The organism is Neotamlana nanhaiensis, assembly GCF_000943555.1.
Lineage (GTDB): Bacteria > Bacteroidota > Bacteroidia > Flavobacteriales > Flavobacteriaceae > Neotamlana > Neotamlana nanhaiensis.
The window spans coordinates 233,193-252,963 of record NZ_JTDV01000001.1 but is presented as its reverse complement, the minus strand read 5'-3'; the positions used below and the strand labels follow the sequence as shown (position 1 = coordinate 252,963).

Annotated in this window: 15 protein-coding genes and 1 pseudogene; 9 read left to right on the top strand and 7 right to left on the bottom strand. The window is 35.0% G+C overall.

Annotated elements, in window-relative coordinates; translation table 11 throughout:
- Window positions 1–2: 2 nt before the first annotated feature.
- From PK35_RS00910 to scpA, 3 genes are all read left to right on the top strand, one after another.
- Window positions 3–1,370, top strand: coding sequence for a methylmalonyl-CoA mutase subunit beta (locus PK35_RS00910; RefSeq protein WP_044624779.1), 1,368 nt, complete (start codon window positions 3–5; stop codon window positions 1,368–1,370).
- Complete coding sequence (locus PK35_RS00905; RefSeq protein ID WP_044624778.1) at window positions 1,360–1,971, top strand: hypothetical protein; 612 nt, start codon at window positions 1,360–1,362, stop codon at window positions 1,969–1,971. The genes PK35_RS00910 and PK35_RS00905 overlap by 11 nt, the downstream gene beginning before the upstream one ends.
- A 71-nt stretch (window positions 1,972–2,042) precedes the next feature.
- The gene (gene scpA / locus PK35_RS00900) at window positions 2,043–4,199 is read left to right on the top strand and encodes a methylmalonyl-CoA mutase (RefSeq protein ID WP_044624777.1); all 2,157 of its coding nucleotides are present in this window, start codon (window positions 2,043–2,045) and stop codon (window positions 4,197–4,199) included.
- A 12-nt stretch (window positions 4,200–4,211) separates the two neighbouring features.
- On the opposite strand, the gene PK35_RS00895 is transcribed toward scpA, so the two are convergent.
- From PK35_RS00895 to PK35_RS00880, 4 genes are all read right to left on the bottom strand, one after another.
- Window positions 4,212–4,679, bottom strand: a complete 468-nt coding sequence (locus tag PK35_RS00895; protein WP_044624776.1) for a DUF7000 family protein — start codon at window positions 4,677–4,679, stop codon at window positions 4,212–4,214.
- 11 nt (window positions 4,680–4,690) lie between these two features.
- Window positions 4,691–5,602 (bottom strand): TIGR01777 family oxidoreductase, encoded by a 912-nt coding sequence (locus PK35_RS00890; RefSeq protein ID WP_044624775.1) that lies wholly within the window; start codon window positions 5,600–5,602, stop codon window positions 4,691–4,693.
- 298 nt (window positions 5,603–5,900) lie between these two features.
- The gene (gene mnmC2 / locus PK35_RS00885; RefSeq protein ID WP_044624774.1) at window positions 5,901–6,629 is read right to left on the bottom strand and encodes a tRNA (5-methylaminomethyl-2-thiouridine)(34)-methyltransferase MnmC2; all 729 of its coding nucleotides are present in this window, start codon (window positions 6,627–6,629) and stop codon (window positions 5,901–5,903) included.
- Window positions 6,630–6,637: 8 nt separating this feature from the next.
- Entirely contained in the window at window positions 6,638–7,141 is a 504-nt protein-coding gene (locus PK35_RS00880; RefSeq protein WP_044624773.1) for a DUF4920 domain-containing protein, read from the bottom strand.
- Between the two features lie 102 nt (window positions 7,142–7,243).
- On the opposite strand from PK35_RS00880, the gene PK35_RS00875 reads away from it, so the two are divergent.
- Together PK35_RS00875 and PK35_RS00870 are read left to right on the top strand one after the other, a co-directional pair.
- Complete coding sequence (locus PK35_RS00875; protein WP_044624772.1) at window positions 7,244–8,302, top strand: branched-chain amino acid aminotransferase; 1,059 nt, start codon at window positions 7,244–7,246, stop codon at window positions 8,300–8,302.
- A gap of 120 nt (window positions 8,303–8,422) precedes the next feature.
- Window positions 8,423–9,454 (top strand): LacI family DNA-binding transcriptional regulator, encoded by a 1,032-nt coding sequence (locus tag PK35_RS00870; protein ID WP_044624771.1) that lies wholly within the window; start codon window positions 8,423–8,425, stop codon window positions 9,452–9,454.
- Between the two features lie 31 nt (window positions 9,455–9,485).
- Here PK35_RS00870 and PK35_RS00865 read toward each other — a convergent pair whose 3' ends face one another.
- The 3 genes from PK35_RS00865 to PK35_RS00860 form a co-directional block, all read right to left on the bottom strand.
- Entirely contained in the window at window positions 9,486–10,703 is a 1,218-nt protein-coding gene (locus tag PK35_RS00865; RefSeq protein WP_238320875.1) for a sialate O-acetylesterase, read from the bottom strand.
- A 105-nt stretch (window positions 10,704–10,808) separates the two neighbouring features.
- Complete coding sequence (locus PK35_RS17790; RefSeq protein WP_238320847.1) at window positions 10,809–11,423, bottom strand: sialate O-acetylesterase; 615 nt, start codon at window positions 11,421–11,423, stop codon at window positions 10,809–10,811.
- 9 nt (window positions 11,424–11,432) lie between these two features.
- Entirely contained in the window at window positions 11,433–13,700 is a 2,268-nt protein-coding gene (locus PK35_RS00860; protein WP_044624770.1) for a glycoside hydrolase family 3 C-terminal domain-containing protein, read from the bottom strand.
- A 193-nt stretch (window positions 13,701–13,893) separates the two neighbouring features.
- Between PK35_RS00860 and PK35_RS00855 the strand changes: the two genes are divergently transcribed.
- From PK35_RS00855 to PK35_RS00840, 4 genes and pseudogenes are all read left to right on the top strand, one after another.
- The gene (locus PK35_RS00855; RefSeq protein ID WP_044624769.1) at window positions 13,894–16,071 is read left to right on the top strand and encodes an alpha-glucuronidase family glycosyl hydrolase; all 2,178 of its coding nucleotides are present in this window, start codon (window positions 13,894–13,896) and stop codon (window positions 16,069–16,071) included.
- Window positions 16,072–16,106: 35 nt separating this feature from the next.
- Window positions 16,107–17,218 (top strand): annotated as a pseudogene (locus PK35_RS00850) (endo-1,4-beta-xylanase).
- Between the two features lie 33 nt (window positions 17,219–17,251).
- On the top strand, window positions 17,252–18,706 hold the full coding sequence (locus PK35_RS00845) for an MFS transporter (protein WP_044624768.1): 1,455 nt from the start codon (window positions 17,252–17,254) through the stop codon (window positions 18,704–18,706).
- Window positions 18,707–18,719: 13 nt separating this feature from the next.
- Window positions 18,720–19,760, top strand: a complete 1,041-nt coding sequence (locus PK35_RS00840; protein ID WP_044624767.1) for a glycoside hydrolase family 43 protein — start codon at window positions 18,720–18,722, stop codon at window positions 19,758–19,760.
- Window positions 19,761–19,771 lie beyond the last annotated feature (11 nt).

Genomic DNA, 19,771 nt, shown 5'->3' with positions numbered 1-19,771 from the left:
TTATGAGCAAGAACTTGTTTGATGATTTTAATTCGGTTTCGGCTAAACAGTGGAAACAAAATATTCAGTTTGAGCTTCAAGGCGAAGATTATAATAAACTTTTATGGCAAACTAACGATGATATTTTGGTTAAACCTTTTTATCACGCCGATGATTTAAAAACAACTTCCAATACAGTAAGCACCAAGGCTACGCAATGGAAAGTAGGTCAAACTATATATGTTGCTAATATTGAAAAATCGAATAAAAATGCGCGATTTGCTATTAAAAATGGTGTTGAGAGTATAGCTTTTATTATTCCTTCGGAAGACGTGCTAATTAACGATTTACTAGAAGATATCGATTTAGAAACCACAGAAATTCATTTTAAATTACTTTTTCAATCGGAAGCTTTCGTCAAAAAAATTCCGAAAAAAACCACCATTTTTATTCATATCGATGTTATAGGTAATGTTGCCAAAACAGGAACATGGTTTAAAAATTTAAAACAAGACCTCAATAGTTTTAAAGATATTTACAAATACACCAATACCATTTCGGTTGATGCTGCTCTATACCAAAATGCTGGGGCCAATAATGTGCAACAATTAGCTTATGCTTTGGCTCATGCTAACGAATACTTGCATTGTTTGCACCAAGACGGGATGCTTTTACCAAACACCAAAGTACAGTTTAAATTTGCAATAGGCTCTAACTACTTTTTCGAAATAGCTAAATTGCGAGCTATACGTTTGCTTTGGAAATCTCTAGCTAATGAATATAAAATAAGTGTTGATTGCCACATCGTGGCGTTGCCAACCTTAAGTAATAAAACCATTTACGAAAATTATAATAACCTTTTACGAACAACTACCGAATGTATGAGTTCTATTTTGGGTGGTGCAAATACTGTTTTTAACATACCATATAATAACGTTACTAAAAAAAATAATGCAGAAAACGAACGGCTTGCTCGAAACCAATTGCTAATTTTAAAACACGAAAGTTATTTTAATATGGTAAATAACCCTGCCGATGGGTCGTATTATATCGAATCAATTACAAACCAGCTAGCTCAAAAAGCGCTTATTATTTTTAAAGAGATTGAAAAAAAAGAAGGCTTTTTAAGACTGTTGAAAGAAGATACAATTCAGCGAAAAATAAGAGAAAGTTTTAATAAATCTGTTAAACAACTAGAGCAAAATGAAACCATTTTAGTTGGTGTAAATGCCCACCAATATCCTATTGAAAATATAGGAAAAACCATTAACAAATACCCTTTTGTAAGTTTAAAACCAAGATTAACATTAATTGAATCGATAGTTGAAAAACGAGTATCCGAAAATTTAGAACGTAAACGATTTTATAAAAAATTTAAAAATGAAAACTAATACTTTACACTTTATTATTTTAATAACCATTACACTTTGTTTAAGCTGTAAACAAAAATCTCAGGCCACTTTAACACAGTATAAATATGCCGATAAAAACCCAACAATAAGCTGTAATATAGAAACCGATGATTTGTTTAAAGAAGCGTTATATAGTTTTGAAAATGATATAATTAATGCTTACGACAAAAATGGATTAAACAAATTAAGGGCTTATCGAACTTTTATAACCTATTCTATGACTAATCGCGTTCAGTTCGATAAAATAATCTCGAAACAAACCAAAGCGGTATTCGATGTGCTTAAAACACATACCAATTTATGGGATGGCAATCATTTAAATTATAACCATAATTTGTTAAGTTGTTTAACCCAAAAAATGATGGATAAAAATTTAAAAACAACTTTTAAAGCCCTTGTAAGCACTAATAGTATGAGTCAACAGATTTTTACACCTGCCTTACAATCTAATACATCATATTCAAACGATCCTTATTTACAAACTTTTATTGCGCTCGATTATTTTTATGCAAAATTATTTCAAGTAGATTTTAATTCTGTCGATTTTGAAGCTAATGAAACAAACCAAAAAGCGGTTTAAGAAAATAGAAAAGAAGCTATTAAAAACTTAAAAAATGAGATGCAACAAAAGAAAATGATTAAGACGAAATAATGTCAAGAAAAAATCTTCAACATATCACTTTAGCTTGTAATGATGCTTCTTTGGAGTATGACGACTCGGTTATGCAAACCGCCGAAGGCATCAATATAAAATCGACTTATAAAAAAGAGGATGTTGAAGATTTAGAACATTTAAATTTTGCTGCTGGAATCGCTCCTTTTTTACGCGGGCCATACAGTACCATGTATGTAAAAAAACCTTGGACAATTAGGCAATATGCTGGTTTTAGTACCGCCGAAGATAGCAACGCTTTTTACAAGCGCAATTTAAAAGCAGGACAAAAAGGATTATCAGTCGCCTTCGATTTAGCCACGCATCGCGGTTACGATTCAGACCACGAACGTGTAGTAGGCGATGTTGGAAAAGCTGGTGTAGCTATTGATACGGTTGAAGATATGAAGATATTATTCAACCAAATACCGCTCGATAAAATTTCGGTTTCAATGACCATGAATGGAGCGGTTTTGCCCATTTTGGCATTTTATATTGTAGCTGCCGAAGAACAGGGGGTAAATTCCAATGAGCTGGCAGGTACTATTCAAAACGATATTTTGAAGGAATTTATGGTGCGAAATACATATATCTACCCACCAAAACCTTCCATGAAAATTATTTCCGATATTTTTGAATACACCAGTAAATTCATGTCAAAATTTAATAGCATCAGCATTTCTGGATACCATATACAAGAGGCTGGAGCAACTTGCGATATTGAGTTAGCATACACCCTTGCCGATGGTTTAGAATACATTAAAAAAGGACTAGAAATTGGTTTAGATATAGATGATTTTGCACCAAGATTATCGTTTTTTTGGGGTATAGGGATGAATCATTTTATGGAAATTGCAAAAATGCGTGCTGCCAGAATGTTATGGGCAAAATTGGTAAAGCAATTCAATCCTAAAAACCCAAAATCGTTGTCGTTAAGAACACATTGCCAAACTAGCGGATGGAGTTTAACAGAGCAAGACCCTTACAATAACGTGGCGCGAACAACCATTGAAGCTACGGCGGCGGTTTTTGGTGGTACACAAAGCCTTCACACAAATGCTTTAGATGAAGCCATCGCGCTTCCAACCGATTTTACAGCCAGAATAGCACGTAATACGCAAATATTTTTACAAGAAGAAACAGGGGTTACTAAAACGGTCGATCCTTGGGCAGGAAGTTATTTTGTTGAAAAATTAACTCATGATATTGCAGAAAAGGCTTGGGATTTAATTGAAGAAATTGAAGCCTTAGGTGGCATGACTAAAGCTATTGAAGCAGGTATACCTAAACTTAAAATTGAAGAAGCGGCCACTAGAAAACAAGCCCGAATAGATTCTGGACAAGATATTATAGTTGGTGTAAACAAATACCAATTACAGGACGAAAAGCCTTTAAATATTTTAGAGGTTGATAATGAAAAAGTAAGAACGCAGCAAATAGCGCGATTACATACCATTAAAGCTTCTAGAAATGAGGCTTTAGTGAAAATGACGTTAAATAATTTAACTCGAGCAGGAAATAATTTTGTAAATTCAAATACAAAAGCAACAGGTTATAATTCAGATTCTAATTTATTGGCTTTAACTATTGAAGCAGCTAGAGCTCGTGCTACGTTAGGCGAGATTAGTGATGCATTAGAAGTTGCTTTTGGCCGTTACAAAGCGCAAATAAAATCATTTTCGGGTGTGTATAGTAAAGAAATTAAAGACGATAGTAGTTTTAAAAAAGCACAAGCTTTAGCCGATGTTTTTGCCGAACAAGAAGGCCGACGCCCACGTATTATGATTTCGAAAATGGGACAAGATGGTCACGACCGTGGTGCTAAAGTTGTTGCAACCAGTTATGCCGATATGGGTTTTGATGTTGATATTAGTCCGTTATTCCAAACGCCAAACGAAGTTGCTAAACAGGCTATAGAAAACGATGTACATATTTTAGGCGTTTCTAGTTTAGCTGGCGCACATAAAACCTTACTTCCTCAAGTTATTGAAGCCCTAAAAGATTATGAGCGCGACGATATTATGGTTATTGTTGGTGGCGTAGTTCCTAAGCAAGATTATCAGTTTCTATTTGATGCAGGTGTTGTTGCTGTTTTTGGCCCTGGTACTAAAATTAGTGATGCAGCTATTCAACTTTTAGAAATTTTAATAGATTGATTTTTAAAAATTTTATTTAAGAAAACCTTCAACAGAATTTATAAACTGTAAAGTTTGATTTTCAATTGAATTTGTAATTTCATTTAAATTATTAAAATTAGGCGATTTTAAAGCAGAATAATTAATAATTGATTCTTGATTGGTCTCAGACAATTTATAATTGGTAAAGTTTTTGTCGAGAAAATAACTGTAATATTGTTTATTTACTTTCTTATTTTGTCCTACTAACCAAAGTTCAAACTGAATACGCTCATGGTTAAATACAACACCTACTTTTAGTTTATGAGCTTTTAAAACGGGCGTTGTAATTGGGAAATAAGTCATATCCATAAAACCTTGATAAAAACTTCCAACAGATATTTCATTTTTAAATGTATTAGCAAAATGTGTTCGCAATTGCATCAAATACTGCATTAAGCTTTTGTAACCTTTCCGACCTTCTTCGGAGTGAATGAGTTTAATATAATTTTCGATAGACATATTTTTACTTTTTAAACCGATTCTAATAAATCATTTAATGCAGGTTTTAAACAATTGTATTTAAAATTAAAGCCTTTATTTTCCATAGTTTTTGCGCTTACTCGCTGACTTTCAAATAATAAAATATGCATTTCTCCTAACGCTAAGCGCATAATTATTTTAGGAATTCCGGGTAAAAAACACGGCATTTCAAGGGTTTTAGCTATGGTTTTTATTAATTCTTTATTCGTTACTGGGTTTGGGGCAACGGCATTAAAAACACCGCTTAAATTATATTTTAAAACATGTAAAAAACATCTTGCCAAATCGGTAATATGAATCCATGATTGCCACTGTTTACCATAACCAAACGGTGCCGCTAAGCCAAACTTAGCTGGTTTAACCATTTGTTGTAAAGCACCGCCATTTTTGGCTAGTACTAAACCAATTCTAACTTTAGCTACATTGATGTTTAAAGTTTTAAACGCATCTGCCGAGGCTTCCCAGGCTTGCACAACTTTGGCTAAAAAAGTATGGTTTGATGCGGTCGAACTTTCATCGTAATAATTGGTTAACGAATCGGGATAAATGCCAATGGCACTGGCCGAAATAAATTGCTTTACTTGGTGGATTTCGGTTTTTAAAGTACGAAATAATAATGCCGCAGATTGCGTTCTGCTTGCTAGAATTGTTTTTTTGTAGGATGTTGTCCAACGCTTTGCAATACTTGCGCCAGCCAAATGAATTATGGTATCTACTTTGTATAAACAATTAACATCTATTTCGCCTAAAGCGGGATTCCAATAAAACCCTTTATAATTTTCTTTTTCCTCTAATTTAGATTTGTTCGTAGTTAAAAAATGGACTATTATTTCTTTTTTAAGGCAAAGTTTTACAATTTCACTTCCTACCAAACCCGTTGCTCCTGTAATTAAAACTCGCATGTGCTTTTTTTATAAAGTTACAAAATTGCAGAACGGCTTCTAAGGCTTTTAATGAAGGTTTAACAGTTTAATTTTATAGTATTGAAAATGAAAATATATGCTTATTTAAGGGAATTCATCCTTTTTTAAATTGATAAATCATTTTAGAATTTTAATGTAAGACGAGGGTATTTATTCGTTTTATTATAATCATTTTCACAATTCATAGCGTAAATATTTCTAACTTTAACTTTTAGCGCTTTCATAATATTTAGCGTGAATGCTTCGTTGCTCTCAGCATTTAGCGCTTTTATAAAATTCAGCGTGAATGCTTCGTTGCCCTCAGCATTTCACGTTTTCCGGGAGGACCAGGGAGTTTCTCAACCAGAAAGCCAACCGCTTGCATTGCTCTTCGAACGCTTCCTTTTGCAGCATATGTCACTAAAACACCTTCATTTTTTAAAGCTTTATACATTTTAAGAAATATTGTTTCTGTCCATAATTCAGGTTGAACGCGAGCTCCAAAAGCATCAAAATAAATAATATTAAATGCATTTTCATCATCAATAGCATCAAAAAACTTTTCTTGTTTTGTTAATGAAAAGTGCGTCGTTATGTCATGCTTCTCTTCCCAAGCAACCTTATGAATTTCTTGAAATAAAGTTTCTGATTGATTGATTTCTTCAGCATAATTTAGTTTTTCAACTTCATTTAAAGCTACCGGATAGCCTTCAACCCCAACATAATTAATATTTAGGTTTAATTTTTCGGCTTCAAAAAGAGTGATAAAAGCGTTTAAACCTGTGCCGAAGCCTATTTCGAGAATGGAAAGTGGATTGTTTTGGAGCTTCTCGACTGCTCCCGAAGATACATCCATAGAGTGAGATCCTGAAACAAGTTCAGGATGACAAAAGTGATGCAAGCCATGTTTTATAAATACGTGGTAAGCTTCTTGTATGGCGCCGTGTTTGGAGTGGTACTGCTCGTTCCATTCAGGAATATGAATGGTCGTGGAGCCATCGGCAGTTATTATAATTTCTCGTTTCAAAATAAAATTTACTGTACAACTAAAACGCCATCGGCTTCAAAAGAAAACGTTTTTTTAGGCTCAATAATTAAAGCGATTTCTTCTTTGCTTTTACCCGCATCTTCGGCATAATGGCGTTGCTCATCAACTGGAACTTCGTTAACAAAAGCTTTTCCATTAATTATTACCTCTTTTCCTTTTATATCTTTTGGTACAAAAAAGCCGTAGTCCTTAAACTTTACCATAACCTCGCTACCATCTTCTAAATCTAACGTCATCCAACAGCCTTTAGCTTGACAAACATCGGTTACTTTGGCTGTCATTTTACTATTAATACTATCGCCAACAGGCATACTTTTATAGTGTTGCGCCATAGATTTAGCAGCAATAGCATCATCTGCAATAATAGATTTCCCAAAGGACACATAGTTAACTTCCTCAACTTCTTCGGTCGATTTTAATGTTTCGTCACTTTTTTTCTTGCAAGAATTTAACACTAAAATGCAGATAATTAATAGTCTAAAGTATCTCATAATATAAATATTTCAATTTTATACGATTTATGTAAATATAGGGCTTTTTTAAAAACGTTTTTAACTAAATTTGTGTCTTAAACTATTTAAGCTATAAGCGCTATGATTAACGAAATAGAGGTTATAAAAACGAAAAACTCTAAAATTAACGAGGTAGATTTTAGTAATTTAAAATTTGGAAGCGTGTTTTCTGACCACATGTTAGAATGCGATTTTAAAGATGGTAAATGGCAAGCGCCAAAGGTTGTCCCTTATGCGCCAATTAGTTTAGATCCTGCAGCTAAAATTTTCCATTATGGACAATCGGTTTTTGAAGGCATGAAAGCTTACAAAGATGCCGATGGTAATGTTTTATTATTTCGCCCAATTGATAATGTGAAACGTTTAAATATTTCGTCGAAACGTTTGGCAATTCCTGAAATTCCTGAAAACTATTTTATGGATGGTTTAAAAACGCTTTTAGAAGTTGATGAAGCTTGGATACCTACGCAAGATGGTAGCTCACTTTACATTCGTCCGTTTGTTTTTGCGTCGGGAGCTGGGTTTCATGCCTCACCTGCAAACGAGTATAAATTTATAATTGCAACAGCACCTTCGGGCGCTTATTTTTCGGGTGAAGTTCGTGTATTAATTGAAGAAAAATACTCGCGTTCTGCTAATGGTGGTGTTGGTTATGCTAAAGCAGGAGGTAATTACGCTGGACAGTTTTACCCAACGCAATTAGCTATTGAAAAAGGTTACCAACAGGTTATTTGGACCGATGATAATACCCACGAATATATTGAAGAAGCTGGGGCTATGAATATTTTTGTACGTATTAACGATACACTAATTACAGGCCCAACAAGCGACAGAATTCTGGATGGTATTACCCGTAAAAGTATTATTGAGCTTGCGGAATCTGAAAACATAAATGTAGAAGTTAGACCTTTAAAGGTTGCCGAAGTTGTTGAAGCTGCTAAAAATGGTAGCTTAAAAGAAATGTTTGGAGCAGGAACCGCTGCGGTAATCTCTCCTATTTCAGGATTTGGTTACAAAGGTGACGATTTTGAGTTACCAAAATTAGAGGATACTTATGCGAGCTTTTTAAAGAAACGCATTACCGATATACAAACCAATAAAGTTGAAGACCCATTTGGTTGGAGGTTACAGGTTAAGTAATGATTTAAAAAAAACGTCTGTAAGTAAATTGCAGACGTTTTTTTTTACCTAATTTTTATTGAAGGTAGGGTTAAAATTATTTTACTGTAAAAGCGTATATTTGAAAACCAAGACCTCGATATGAAAGATTATAATGAAGTAACGATATATGATATTGCGGAAAAGCTAAATTTAGCGACTTCAACTATTTCCAGAGCATTAAAAGATCATCATACTATAAGTAAAAAAACCATTGCCAAGGTTAAAAAAACAGCCCAAGAAATGGGGTATAGACCCAATAATTTGGCGGCGAGTTTAAGAAGTAAAAAATCGAAGGCCATTGGCGTTTTACTACCAACCATTACGCAACCGTTTTTATCATCATTAATTAGTGGTATTGAAATTGCCGCCAGAAAAGCAGGTTATAGTGTTATTATCATGCAATCTCATGATAAACATAAAGATGAAGTAGATTTAACCAAGTTACTTTACGATCACAGAGTAAGTGGTGTAATTTGTTCTTTAGCTATGGAAACCGAAGATGCAGCACATTTTCAGTTGTTTAAAGAAAGTGCTATTCCGTTGGTGTTTGTCGACAGGGTTCCTAAAGGATTTAACACTTACAGAGTTGTTATTGATAATTATATTGCAGGTTATAAGGCTACAAAACACTTGATTGCTCAAGGCTGTAAGCATATCGCACATTTAACTATTGGTTCGGAATTTGGTACTATTTATCACGAGCGTAAACGTGGCTATTTAGATGCTTTAAAAGAACATAATCTTGAAGTAGACGACAAGTATGTAATTAGAGTTAAAGAGATAACTTACGATGAAGGCGCACGTGCAGTAAAGAAACTGTTAAGCTTAAAAAATAAACCGGATGGTATTTTTGCGCCAGGTGATATTTTAGGTGTAAGCGCGATTCAAACCGCAAAAAAAATGGGAGTTAAAGTACCTGAAGAATTAGCGGTTATTGGCTTTAACGACGATCCCATTTCTAGAATTATCGACCCAAATTTATCTACTATCACGCATCCTGCTGAAAAAATGGGGCAAGCTGCGGCTGAAATCATTTTGAACAGTTTAAAATCGAAAACCAAAGACGATATTCGAGAGATAGCATTTTTAAACACTGAAGTGATAGAACGCGAATCTTCAAAAAGAAATTAATCCATTCGAATTTTCGCGTTGTTTATAAATATTAGTTTTCTTTCTTAATTTGAAAAGGAGATGCGGGTAAATTGTTTTTTGAAAATAAATTAGCCTCATCGGGATTGTCACTCCAAGCATATCGAACAATTTTAGGTTGTGAAATACTATTGTGCCAAACAATAACTTTGTTACCTTTAATTTCAGCTTTAGCCCAAACAAAATGTTTACTATCATTAGATACAGAAAAGGTTTTTAAGGGCATTCCGTTTATGGATTGTAAGCCATCTTCCGCATTTTTAAAAGTGATAACAATTTTATCTTTTTTAAATTTAGTCTGTTTAGGCATGGGGCTCGATGCTTTTAAATCGGTTTCACCATAAGTCATTTTTCTAGCAAGTAACGCTAGTCGTTTACCTACATCTTTTTTGTTTAATGGATGAATATCGTTCCATTCGCCCAAGTCTATCGCAACGGCCATTGCGGTTTTTGGTACTTTTAGCGTTTCTAATTGCGCTTGTCTTAATTCCGCCCAAGAGCTTTCAACTGGTTCGGATTTCGTTTCCATAAAATTTGTAAGTTGAACATACAAAAAAGGAAAATTGCCTTGTTGCCATTTACTTCGCCAGTTTTCAATTAATGCAGGAAACGTTTTAAAATAAGATTTTGGGTTTTTGGTATTCGATTCGCCTTGATACCAAATCACACCCTTAATTTTTAAATTGAGTAATGGTGCGATCATTGCATTATAAAGCCCAACAGGTTTCCAACGAATAAAGGTTTGACCTTCAAGAGAACTCATTTTTGTACCAACTTTATATTTCCAACGACCGTTTAACTGAATAGTATCAGTTTCAGTAGCTAAATAATAAGGTTTTTCTAAAACAAAACCACCATTGCCTATATTGTTGATGACACGAACAGTTATGTTATTTTTTCCAGCTTGTAAAATATTATCTTTTATATGATAACGACGTGGCGGATATTGATAACCCGTAGTGCCTACAAATTCTCCATTAACGTATACAAAATCCTGATCTACAATTCTTCCTAACATCAATTTTGCCGGTTTTCCGGCCATATGCTCAGGTATTTCAATGGTTTTTCTAAACCAAACACAGCCATTAATATTACCAATTGGTTCATTTTTCCAGTAACCAGGTAAATCCATGGTGTTCCAAGACGTATCATCAATATTTTTAGTTTGCCATTGTGGGGAAGCAAGTGATCCTTCATCTTTAGAATTTAAATCGCTGTACCAACCATCAATACGTTGCTTATCGCTGGCAATTATAGAATCAATTAGTTTTTGGTCTTTAAATTTTAGTGCTTCTTGATAAGCTTCAGGAAAGGTTTTAATAGCATCTTCGCTTATTCAAGATTCCACGGGCGATCCGCCCAAAGCGCTATTAATTAGTCCGATAGGAATGTGGTGTTTTTCATAAATATTTTGAGCAAAGAAAAAGGCAACTGCCGAAAAATCCATTACCGATTCTGGGTTGGCAGCAATCCATTCGCCAGATTCAAAATCTTCAGATTCATTGTTGAAATTGTATCTATCTGGGACTAAAAATTGTCTAATTTCGGAGTAATTTGCCTTATCAATAACATTTTGGTATTTATCACTCACTCTATCCATCGTAAGTTCCATATTAGACTGACCAGAGCACACCCAAACATCACCAATTAAAATATCATTAATCGTAATAGTATTGCTAGCTTTCAAGGTCATGGTGAACGGTCTACCAAAATCTTGTGCGGGTAAAGATACTGCCCATTTACCATTGTTGTTGGCTTTTGTTGAGTAGTTTTCAGATTTAAAACTGATAGAAATGTTCTCGTTTGGTGCTGCGCAACCCCAAATTTTTATAGGTTGATCGCGTTGTAAAACCATACCATCGCTTACTAATTTTGGAAGTTTTATTTGCGCATTAAGCACAAGGTTTAGAGTAAAAATGATTAGTGTAAAAAACTTTAAAATTGTATTCATTTTTGTGGTTTATTGGATGGTAATTTGTGTTTCTAATAGTTTTGAAGCGCCTAGTTCTGTGCTTCTAGACATTGGGCTTGAGCCACCAATATAAATTTTGAAAGTTCCAGATTCAATAGTTTTTGAGCCATCGTTTAAAACAATTTCAAAATCTTTTGGTGTGATTGTAAAAGTTAACGTTTCGGAAGTGTTTGCTGTTAATGTTATGCGTTTTGTTTTTATAAGTTGAAAATTAGGCGTGGTAGCAGAAGCTGCTTCGTCTTTAATATAAACCTGAACAACTTCATCGGAAGTATAGTTTCCTATATTGGTCATTTTAGCGGATAGTGTAACGGTTTCACCTTTATTTATAGATGATTTGTCTGCAGAAACATTTGAATACTCAAAATTGGTATAACTCAATCCGAAACCAAACGGATACATGGGTTTTTCATTCATATAGCGGTAAGTTCGACCTTGCATACTGTAGTCGTCGTACGCTGGTAATTGGTTTAACGATTCAGGAAAAGTGATGGGTAATCGTCCAGAAGGGGAGACCTTACCAAAAATAATATCAGCTACAGCATTTCCGCCTTCTTCACCAGGATACCATACAAATAAAACGGCATCGGCTAATTCATGCACTTCTTTTAAGTTTATTGGGCTTCCACCTGTAATTACAGCTATTATAGGTTTTTTGTTGTTAGGATTTCTATCTGCTACTTTTCTTAGTTTACGCAAATAATCCAATTGATTTTCAGGAAGATTGTAATCCAATCTATCGCCTGCTGTAGCGGAAGCCAACGATTCGCCTTCTTCACCTTCAAGTAACGACGAAATGCCAAGAACTGCGATAGTGACATCACTATTTCCAGCGTTTCCACTGGCCCAATCAATTGGGTTTTTAGGAAATTCGCTTAACAAACAACCTTGTCTGTATTGAATTTGACTCGCAGGATCAACAGCGTTAACAATGCCCTCTAAAATGGTAACTAAATTGGAGTTTACGCCGTAATAATTCCCCAAAAGTATATCCACATTTGCGGCGTTAGGTCCGGTTACAAAATATTTCGATAAATCGTTTTTAAGAGGTAGAACACCATTGTTTTTTAATAAAACAATACTTTTTTGAGCAACTTCTTTGGCTAGTTTTCTATGTTTTTCACTATTAACAACAGCAATAGAAATACTATCGTATGGCGAACTTCCTTTTGGGTTAAATAAACCGAGTTTAAATCTGGTTTTTAAAAGATTAAAAAGTTGCTCGTCAATATCTTTTTCGGTAATTAATCCGTCAATTATTGCTTCGTCTAGGTGATTGTAAATACCGCCACAATTTAAATTGATACCACTTTTTAGGGCCATAGCAGCGGCTTCGGCTTTAGATTTTGCAATGCCATGTCCGCCATTGCTAGGTGTGTTGTAAAAATCTTCCAGCGCCCCACAATCGGTTACAATGTGGCCGTCAAATTGCCATTTATCTTTTAAAACATCATTTATTAAGTAAGTGTTAGCGCAACAAGGCATGCCGTTAGTACTGTTGTAGGCACACATTATGGTCTCAACTTCCGCATTAACTAACTGTTCAAAGGCGGGTAAATATGTTTCCCACAAATCTTTTTGAGAGGTTGTTGCGTTAAATTCATGGCGTAATTTTTCGGGACCGCTATGCACGGCGTAATGTTTCGCACAGGCTGCAGTTTTTAAAAAGTCAGGATTATCACCCTGTAAGCCTTTTACAAAAGCTTCGCCTAAAAGGCCTGTTAAATACGGGTCTTCGCCATAAGTTTCTTGTCCGCGACCCCAACGCGGATCTCTAAAAATGTTTACGTTTGGTGTCCAGAAAGTTAACCCGCCATATTTTTTATGATAACCTTTGGCTGTGGCAGCGTTGTATAGCGCTCGGGCTTCATCGGAAATAATGGTTGATACACGATGCGCTAATTCAGCATCAAAAGTTGCGCCTAAAGCAATGGCTTGTGGGAACACGGTTGCAGCACAAGAGCGACCAACACCGTGTAAAGCTTCATTCCAATAATCGTAAGGCGGAATATTTAAACGCGGTATTCCTGGAGTTGAATTCATCATCTGATCGATTTTTTCCTCCAGTGTTAATCTCGAAATTAAATCGGTTACACGTTCGTCTATAGTTAAATTAGTGTTGTAAAATTCAAAAGCAAAAGTTTCCGCTGTTTCAGTCTTTGTTTGTGTATTACTATTGTTAGACGTTTCATTTTTACAGGCGTGAAGCAATAAAACAATTAGTCCAATTTTTACAATTAAAGTAAAAGGTTTCATAGTGGTTATATAGTTTAGTGGTTATTTTTAAGTAAGTTTTGTAAATCTATGAAATTAAAAACAATAGTTTTACGCAACCGATTGCAAAATACTTAATTTTTTTTATCTTTACAACATATTAATAATTAGCAAGAGATACATTTTGACGATTTTTAATCTAAATTCGATTGTTTTTTTGCTTCACTTTTTATCAATGAAATATAGAAATAAACGTGTTTTTTTAATCCTTTTTACTTTTTGTTTAAGTTGGAATACTTTTGCGAATACTCCTAAAAATAAAGGGTATAACTTATGGTTGCAATATGAAACCGTTAATAATGTAGCGCTAAAAAAACATTACCAAAATAGAATACAAGGGCTAATGCCCTTAGGAGATTCACAAACCATTCAATATGCTTATAAAGAACTGGAATTAGCTTTAAGTGCGATGTTGGATAAAGCGTTTATTTCTGTTGATAATACTAAAAATTTAAACAACCTTGTTGTTTTCGGTTCGAAATCGAATTTAACAAAAGAATTTTTAAAAGCATTGCCAAATGAATTCCATAAAATAAATGATGAAGGCTTCATTATAAAAGCCGTAAGCGTAAAAGGTAAAAATCACATTTTAATTACAGGAAAAACGGATGTTGGTGTGCTTTACGGTGTGTTTAGGTTTTTAAGAGTAATTCAAATGCATCGTTCTATTGAAAATTTATCGATGATTGATTCACCAGCAATACAGGTGAGAACTTTAAATCATTGGGATAATTTAGATCGAACCGTTGAGCGTGGTTATGCCGGAAGCTCTATTTGGGATTGGCATCGTTTGCCCGATTATATCGATTCGAGGTACATAGATTATGCGCGAGCCAATGCGTCAGTTGGTATAAATGGTACGGTTTTAACCAATGTAAATGCGAATGCGCTAATTTTAACCGATCAATATTTAGAAAAAGTAGAAGCACTTTCCAATGTTTTTAGACCATTCGGGATAAAAGTCTACCTAACCGCTCGATTTTCGGCACCGATTGAAATTGGCGGTCTCGAAACTGCCGATCCTTATAATGAAGATGTCAAAAATTGGTGGGCAAATAAAGCCAAAGCAATTTACGAGAGAATTCCAGATTTTGGTGGGTTTTTAGTTAAGGCAAATTCTGAAGGGCAACCAGGTCCCCAAAATTACAATCGAAATCATGTTGATGGCGCGAATATGCTCGCTAATGCTCTAAAGCCTTTCGGCGGCATAGTTATGTGGCGCGCTTTTGTCTATTCCGAACACGATGTAACCGATAGAGCAAAACAAGCGTATTCTGAGTTTGTTCCTTACGACGGACAGTTTAAAGATAACGTACTTGTGCAAGTAAAAAACGGTGCTATCGATTTCCAGCCACGAGAACCGTTTCATCCTATGTTTGGCGCAATGCCTAAAACACCGTTAATGATGGAATTTCAAATTACACAAGAATATTTAGGTTTTAGCACGCACACGGTTTTTCTTCCGAAGTTATATGAAGAAGTTCTGCAATCAGATACGTACGCTCAAGGAAAAGGATCGACCGTGGCAAAAGTGATCGATGGTTCTTTATCTGATGTGAAACTTACAGGAATGGCTGGTGTTAGCAACATTGGAAGTGATATAAATTGGACAGGAAATGTGTTTTTACAAGCCAATTGGTACGGTTTTGGGCGCTTAGCTTGGAATCCTAATACATCATCAAAAACCATTGCAGATGAGTGGTTGCGTTTAACTTTTAGTAATAATAACAATTTTGTAGATGCTTTAACAACCATGTTAATTGAATCTCGCGAAGCTGTTGTAAACTACATGACGCCGCTTGGTTTGCATCATATTATGGGGACTGGTCATCATTATGGGCCAGGGCCTTGGGTGTCGAATTTATCGCGTCCTGAATGGAATCCAGTGTATTACCATAAAGCTGATGAACATGGCATAGGTTTTAACAGAACACACTCAGGAAGCAATGCTGTGGAGCAATACGAACCAAAAGTAGCCAATATGTTTAACGATGTGAATAGTTGCCCAGGAGAATTTTTGCTGTGGTTTCATCATGTGCCATGGGATTATAAGTTGAAAAATGGCGAAACGCTTTGGAATGGAATCGCATTAAAATATCAAGAAGGTGTAAATCAAGTAAAAAATATGATAAGTATTTGGGATAAAATGAAGCCTTATGTTGATGAAGAACGCTTCAATAACGTGAAAATGCTTTTAAGCATTCAATTTAAAGAAGCGAAATGGTGGCGTGATGCATGTTTGCTGTATTTTCAGCAGTTTTCAAAAATGCCATTACCTAAAACTGTAGATAAAACTGAACAAAATTTAGACTATTTTATGTCTTTAGAATTTCCTTTTGCACCTAAAGATTAAACCAAATTTAACTAAAACTAAAGTCAATAACTAAAATGAAATTACTACCATATTTTGCCTTGATACTACTTTTTATAAGTTGTAAAAATCAGCAGGAAACCTCAGAACAAATCCCTCAAAATAAGACCTTAAAAACAGTTTTTAAAGATGATTTTTATGTTGGTGTTGCTTTAAATGAAGCGCAAATTAAGGAAACCGATTCGGTTACAACTAACTTAATAGCTGAACAATTTAGTAGTGTGACACCAGAGAATTTAATGAAGTCGATGCACATTTATCCTGAAAAAGAGGTGTTTAATTTCACAACTTCCGATGTGTTTGTAAATTTTGCAAAAAAGCATCAACTACACATTCAAGGACATACTTTAATTTGGCATAGTCAATTAAGTCCGTTTTTTTCTGAAATTACCGATAGTACCGAATTGGCATCCGTTATCACGAATCACATAAATACCATTATAGGACGATACAAAGGCAAGATTGACGCTTGGGATGTTTTAAATGAAGCTTTAAACGACGATGGCGCCCTGCGTGAATCGGTATTTTACAAGGTATTAGGCGAAGATTATATTCCTATGGTTTTTCAAATCGCTTCAGAAGCAGATCCGAACGCGCAACTGTTTTATAACGATTATAGTTTAACTAACCCTGATAAACGTCGCGGTGCGATTAACTTGATAAAGAACCTTCAGAATAAAGGCGTAAAAGTTGATGGTATTGGTATGCAAGGGCATTGGGGACTAACCTCGCCAACTATTAGCGAGATTGAAACCAGTATTTTAGAGTATGCCGCTTTAGGAATAAAGGTTGATATTACCGAATTAGATATTTCGGTAATTCCTATGCCTTGGGATTTTTCTGGAGCCGATGTTAACGTTAAGTTTGAAAGTGATGATCCAACCATGAATCCGTATCCAACTGAATTACCCGAAGTAATTCAAAAGCAATTAGCAATAAGGTATCAAGAGATATTCAAACTTTTAAGCATAAAGACAAGATAAATAGAGTCACCTTTTGGGGTTTAAATGATGGCAATTCCTGGAAGAACGATTGGCCAATTAACGGACGCACCGATTATCCGTTATTGTTCGATAGGGAAAACCAACCCAAACAAGCTTTCGATAGTATTATCGCTTTAAAACCATAAACTAGAATTAACCAACCAACTAACTAAACATTTATGAGTAATACGGTTCAAAAATTATCCGTAAAGGAAAAAATAGGCTATAGCCTTGGCGATTTGGCAGCGAACTTAGTTTTTCAAACGCTAATGACGTATTTGGCTTACTTTTATACCGATATTTATAGGCTAGAGGCAAATCATGCTTCGGCCATTATGCTAGTTGTTGGGCTTATAGCAGCCTTCGGGTTTAATCCAATTATTGGCGCTTTAGCCGATAGAACTAATGCTAAATCGGGTAAATTTCGCCCATGGATTTTATGGACGGCTGTTCCTCTTGGAGTCATTTCAATTCTAGCTTTTAGTACACCCGATTTCACTTATAAAGGAAAAGTTATTTATGCGGCAGTAACGTACACATTGTTATTGCTTTTGTATGCGGCAAATAATTTACCATATTCTGCTTTAAGTGGCGTAATTACAGGTGATATGGGAGAGCGTAACAGTATTTCGTCCTATCGTTTTGTAGCGGTTATGTTTGCTCAGTTTTTTGTTCAGGTATTTATGTTACCGATAATTGAAGCTGTAGGAGGTGGCGATAAAGCACTAGGAATTGAGGTGGTAATGACGTGGTTGGCAGCCATTGGAACTATCATGCTCATCATAACCTTTTTTACAACTAAAGAACGTATTGTTCCAGAAATAGCACAAAAATCTAGCGTTAAACAAGACCTTTCCGATTTGCTGAAAAACAAACCTTGGGTTATTATCTTAATCGTTACTTTACTGGTTTTTGTAACACTCGCTATGAAAGGAGGTTCGTATGTGTATTATTTTGAAAACTATGTAGATAAAACTAGTTTAACACAATTTATTCAGCCTATACTTGATGCATTATCTCAAGTAGGACTTAATTTTTTCGGCGCAAATCCAGTGTCGGCAGGTTTCGGGTTGTTTAATGCGGGCGGAATTATTTTTATGATTGTTGGTATAACTTTTTCCAAACGATTTGCCGATAAATATGGTAAACGCGATGTGTTTCGTCTTGCTTTATTCATTTCTACAATATTTATAATAATCTTCTTTTTCTTTCCGAAAAATGCGGTGATACTCATGTTTGTTTCACAAATATTACACGGCTTTTTTTACGGATTAACTATTCCGTTGCTTTGGGCGATGATAGCTGATGTTGCCGATTATTCGGAGTGGATAAACTACCGTCGTGCTACGGCAATAATTTTTTCTGCGATGATGGTAGGATTAAAAGCAGGATTAAGTATAGGAAGTGCACTTGTAACCTGGATTTTAGGGCTCTATAATTACGTAACTAAAGAAGCTGTAATTACTGGTGAAGCCCTGTTACAGCCAGAAAGTGCCATACAAGGAACTAAAATGTTGGTAAGTATTTATCCTGCAATACCATTTTTAATATGCGTTGTGTTGTTGTCGTTTTATGCCATTGATAAAACGATGGAAAAAACTATTGAAAACGATTTAAAACAACGTAGAATTTAAATCTTTAATTATTATGCCAGAAAACTCTATAGATCATATCGATTTTAACGAATTAAATAAAAAAGCCATTTCGCAACCGTTGGTAACACACATGTATACCGCAGATCCGTCGGCGCATGTGTTTAACGGGAAAATATACATTTATCCGTCGCATGATATTGATGCAGGTATTCCTTTTAACGATAATGGCGACCATTTTGGAATGGAAGATTATCATGTGTTTTCTATGGATTCTGTTTGTAGTAAGGCGGTAGATAACGGATTGGCATTGCATGTTGACGATGTACCATGGGCCGAAAAGCAAATGTGGGCACCCGATGCCACCGAAAAGGATGGTAAATATTACTTGTTTTTTCCTGCTCGCGATTACGAAGGTTTTTTTAAAATAGGTGTGGCTATTAGCGATTCTCCAACAGGTCCTTTTACACCGCAACCACAGCCGATAAAAGGGAGTTATAGTATCGATCCTGCTATTTTTAAAGATGATGATGGTAATTACTACCTGTATTTTGGAGGTATTTGGGGCGGTATGCTTCAAAAGTATCGCAATAATATTTTTGATACGAAAAACGAGTTGCCTAAACCCGACGAAACCGCTTTAATGCCTTTGGTAGCTAAACTTCAAGATGATTTATTAGAGTTTTCTGAAGAGGTTAAGCAAGTACAAATAATAGACGAAAATGGTGATTTATTGTTAGAAGGCGATAACGATAGACGTTTTTTTGAAGCTGCTTGGATGCATAAATATAACGGAAAGTATTATTTCTCGTATTCCACTGGCGATACGCATTTTATTTGTTATGGCATTGGCGATAATCCTTATGGACCATTTACATACACCGGTAGAATTTTAAATCCTGTTGTTGGTTGGACATCGCATCATTCTATTTGTGAAGTAGAAGGGAAGTGGTACTTATTTTATCACGATTCTAGCTTATCGAAAGGTGTGACGCATCTGCGTTCTATTAAGGTTGCCGAAATAACTTATAATGATGATGGTACAATAAATACTTTGGATCCGTATTGCGAAAGTGATTCTGTAGTGATGGAATAAGATTAATTTAA

Excerpts from the sequence above, each read along its gene's own strand:
- PK35_RS00855 (WP_044624769.1), top strand. The coding sequence starts at position 13,894 with ATGAAATATAGAAATAAACGTGTTTTTTTAATCCTTTTTACTTTTTGT.
- PK35_RS00845 (WP_044624768.1), top strand. The coding sequence starts at position 17,252 with ATGAGTAATACGGTTCAAAAATTATCCGTAAAGGAAAAAATAGGCTAT.
- PK35_RS17790 (WP_238320847.1), bottom strand. The coding sequence starts at position 11,423 with ATGAATACAATTTTAAAGTTTTTTACACTAATCATTTTTACTCTAAAC.
- PK35_RS00875 (WP_044624772.1), top strand. The coding sequence starts at position 7,244 with ATGATTAACGAAATAGAGGTTATAAAAACGAAAAACTCTAAAATTAAC.
- PK35_RS00910 (WP_044624779.1), top strand. The coding sequence starts at position 3 with ATGAGCAAGAACTTGTTTGATGATTTTAATTCGGTTTCGGCTAAACAG.
- scpA (WP_044624777.1), top strand. The coding sequence starts at position 2,043 with ATGTCAAGAAAAAATCTTCAACATATCACTTTAGCTTGTAATGATGCT.
- PK35_RS00870 (WP_044624771.1), top strand. The coding sequence starts at position 8,423 with ATGAAAGATTATAATGAAGTAACGATATATGATATTGCGGAAAAGCTA.
- PK35_RS00890 (WP_044624775.1), bottom strand. The coding sequence starts at position 5,602 with ATGCGAGTTTTAATTACAGGAGCAACGGGTTTGGTAGGAAGTGAAATT.
- PK35_RS00840 (WP_044624767.1), top strand. The coding sequence starts at position 18,720 with ATGCCAGAAAACTCTATAGATCATATCGATTTTAACGAATTAAATAAA.
- PK35_RS00860 (WP_044624770.1), bottom strand. The coding sequence starts at position 13,700 with ATGAAACCTTTTACTTTAATTGTAAAAATTGGACTAATTGTTTTATTG.
- PK35_RS00880 (WP_044624773.1), bottom strand. The coding sequence starts at position 7,141 with ATGAGATACTTTAGACTATTAATTATCTGCATTTTAGTGTTAAATTCT.
- PK35_RS00905 (WP_044624778.1), top strand. The coding sequence starts at position 1,360 with ATGAAAACTAATACTTTACACTTTATTATTTTAATAACCATTACACTT.
- PK35_RS00895 (WP_044624776.1), bottom strand. The coding sequence starts at position 4,679 with ATGTCTATCGAAAATTATATTAAACTCATTCACTCCGAAGAAGGTCGG.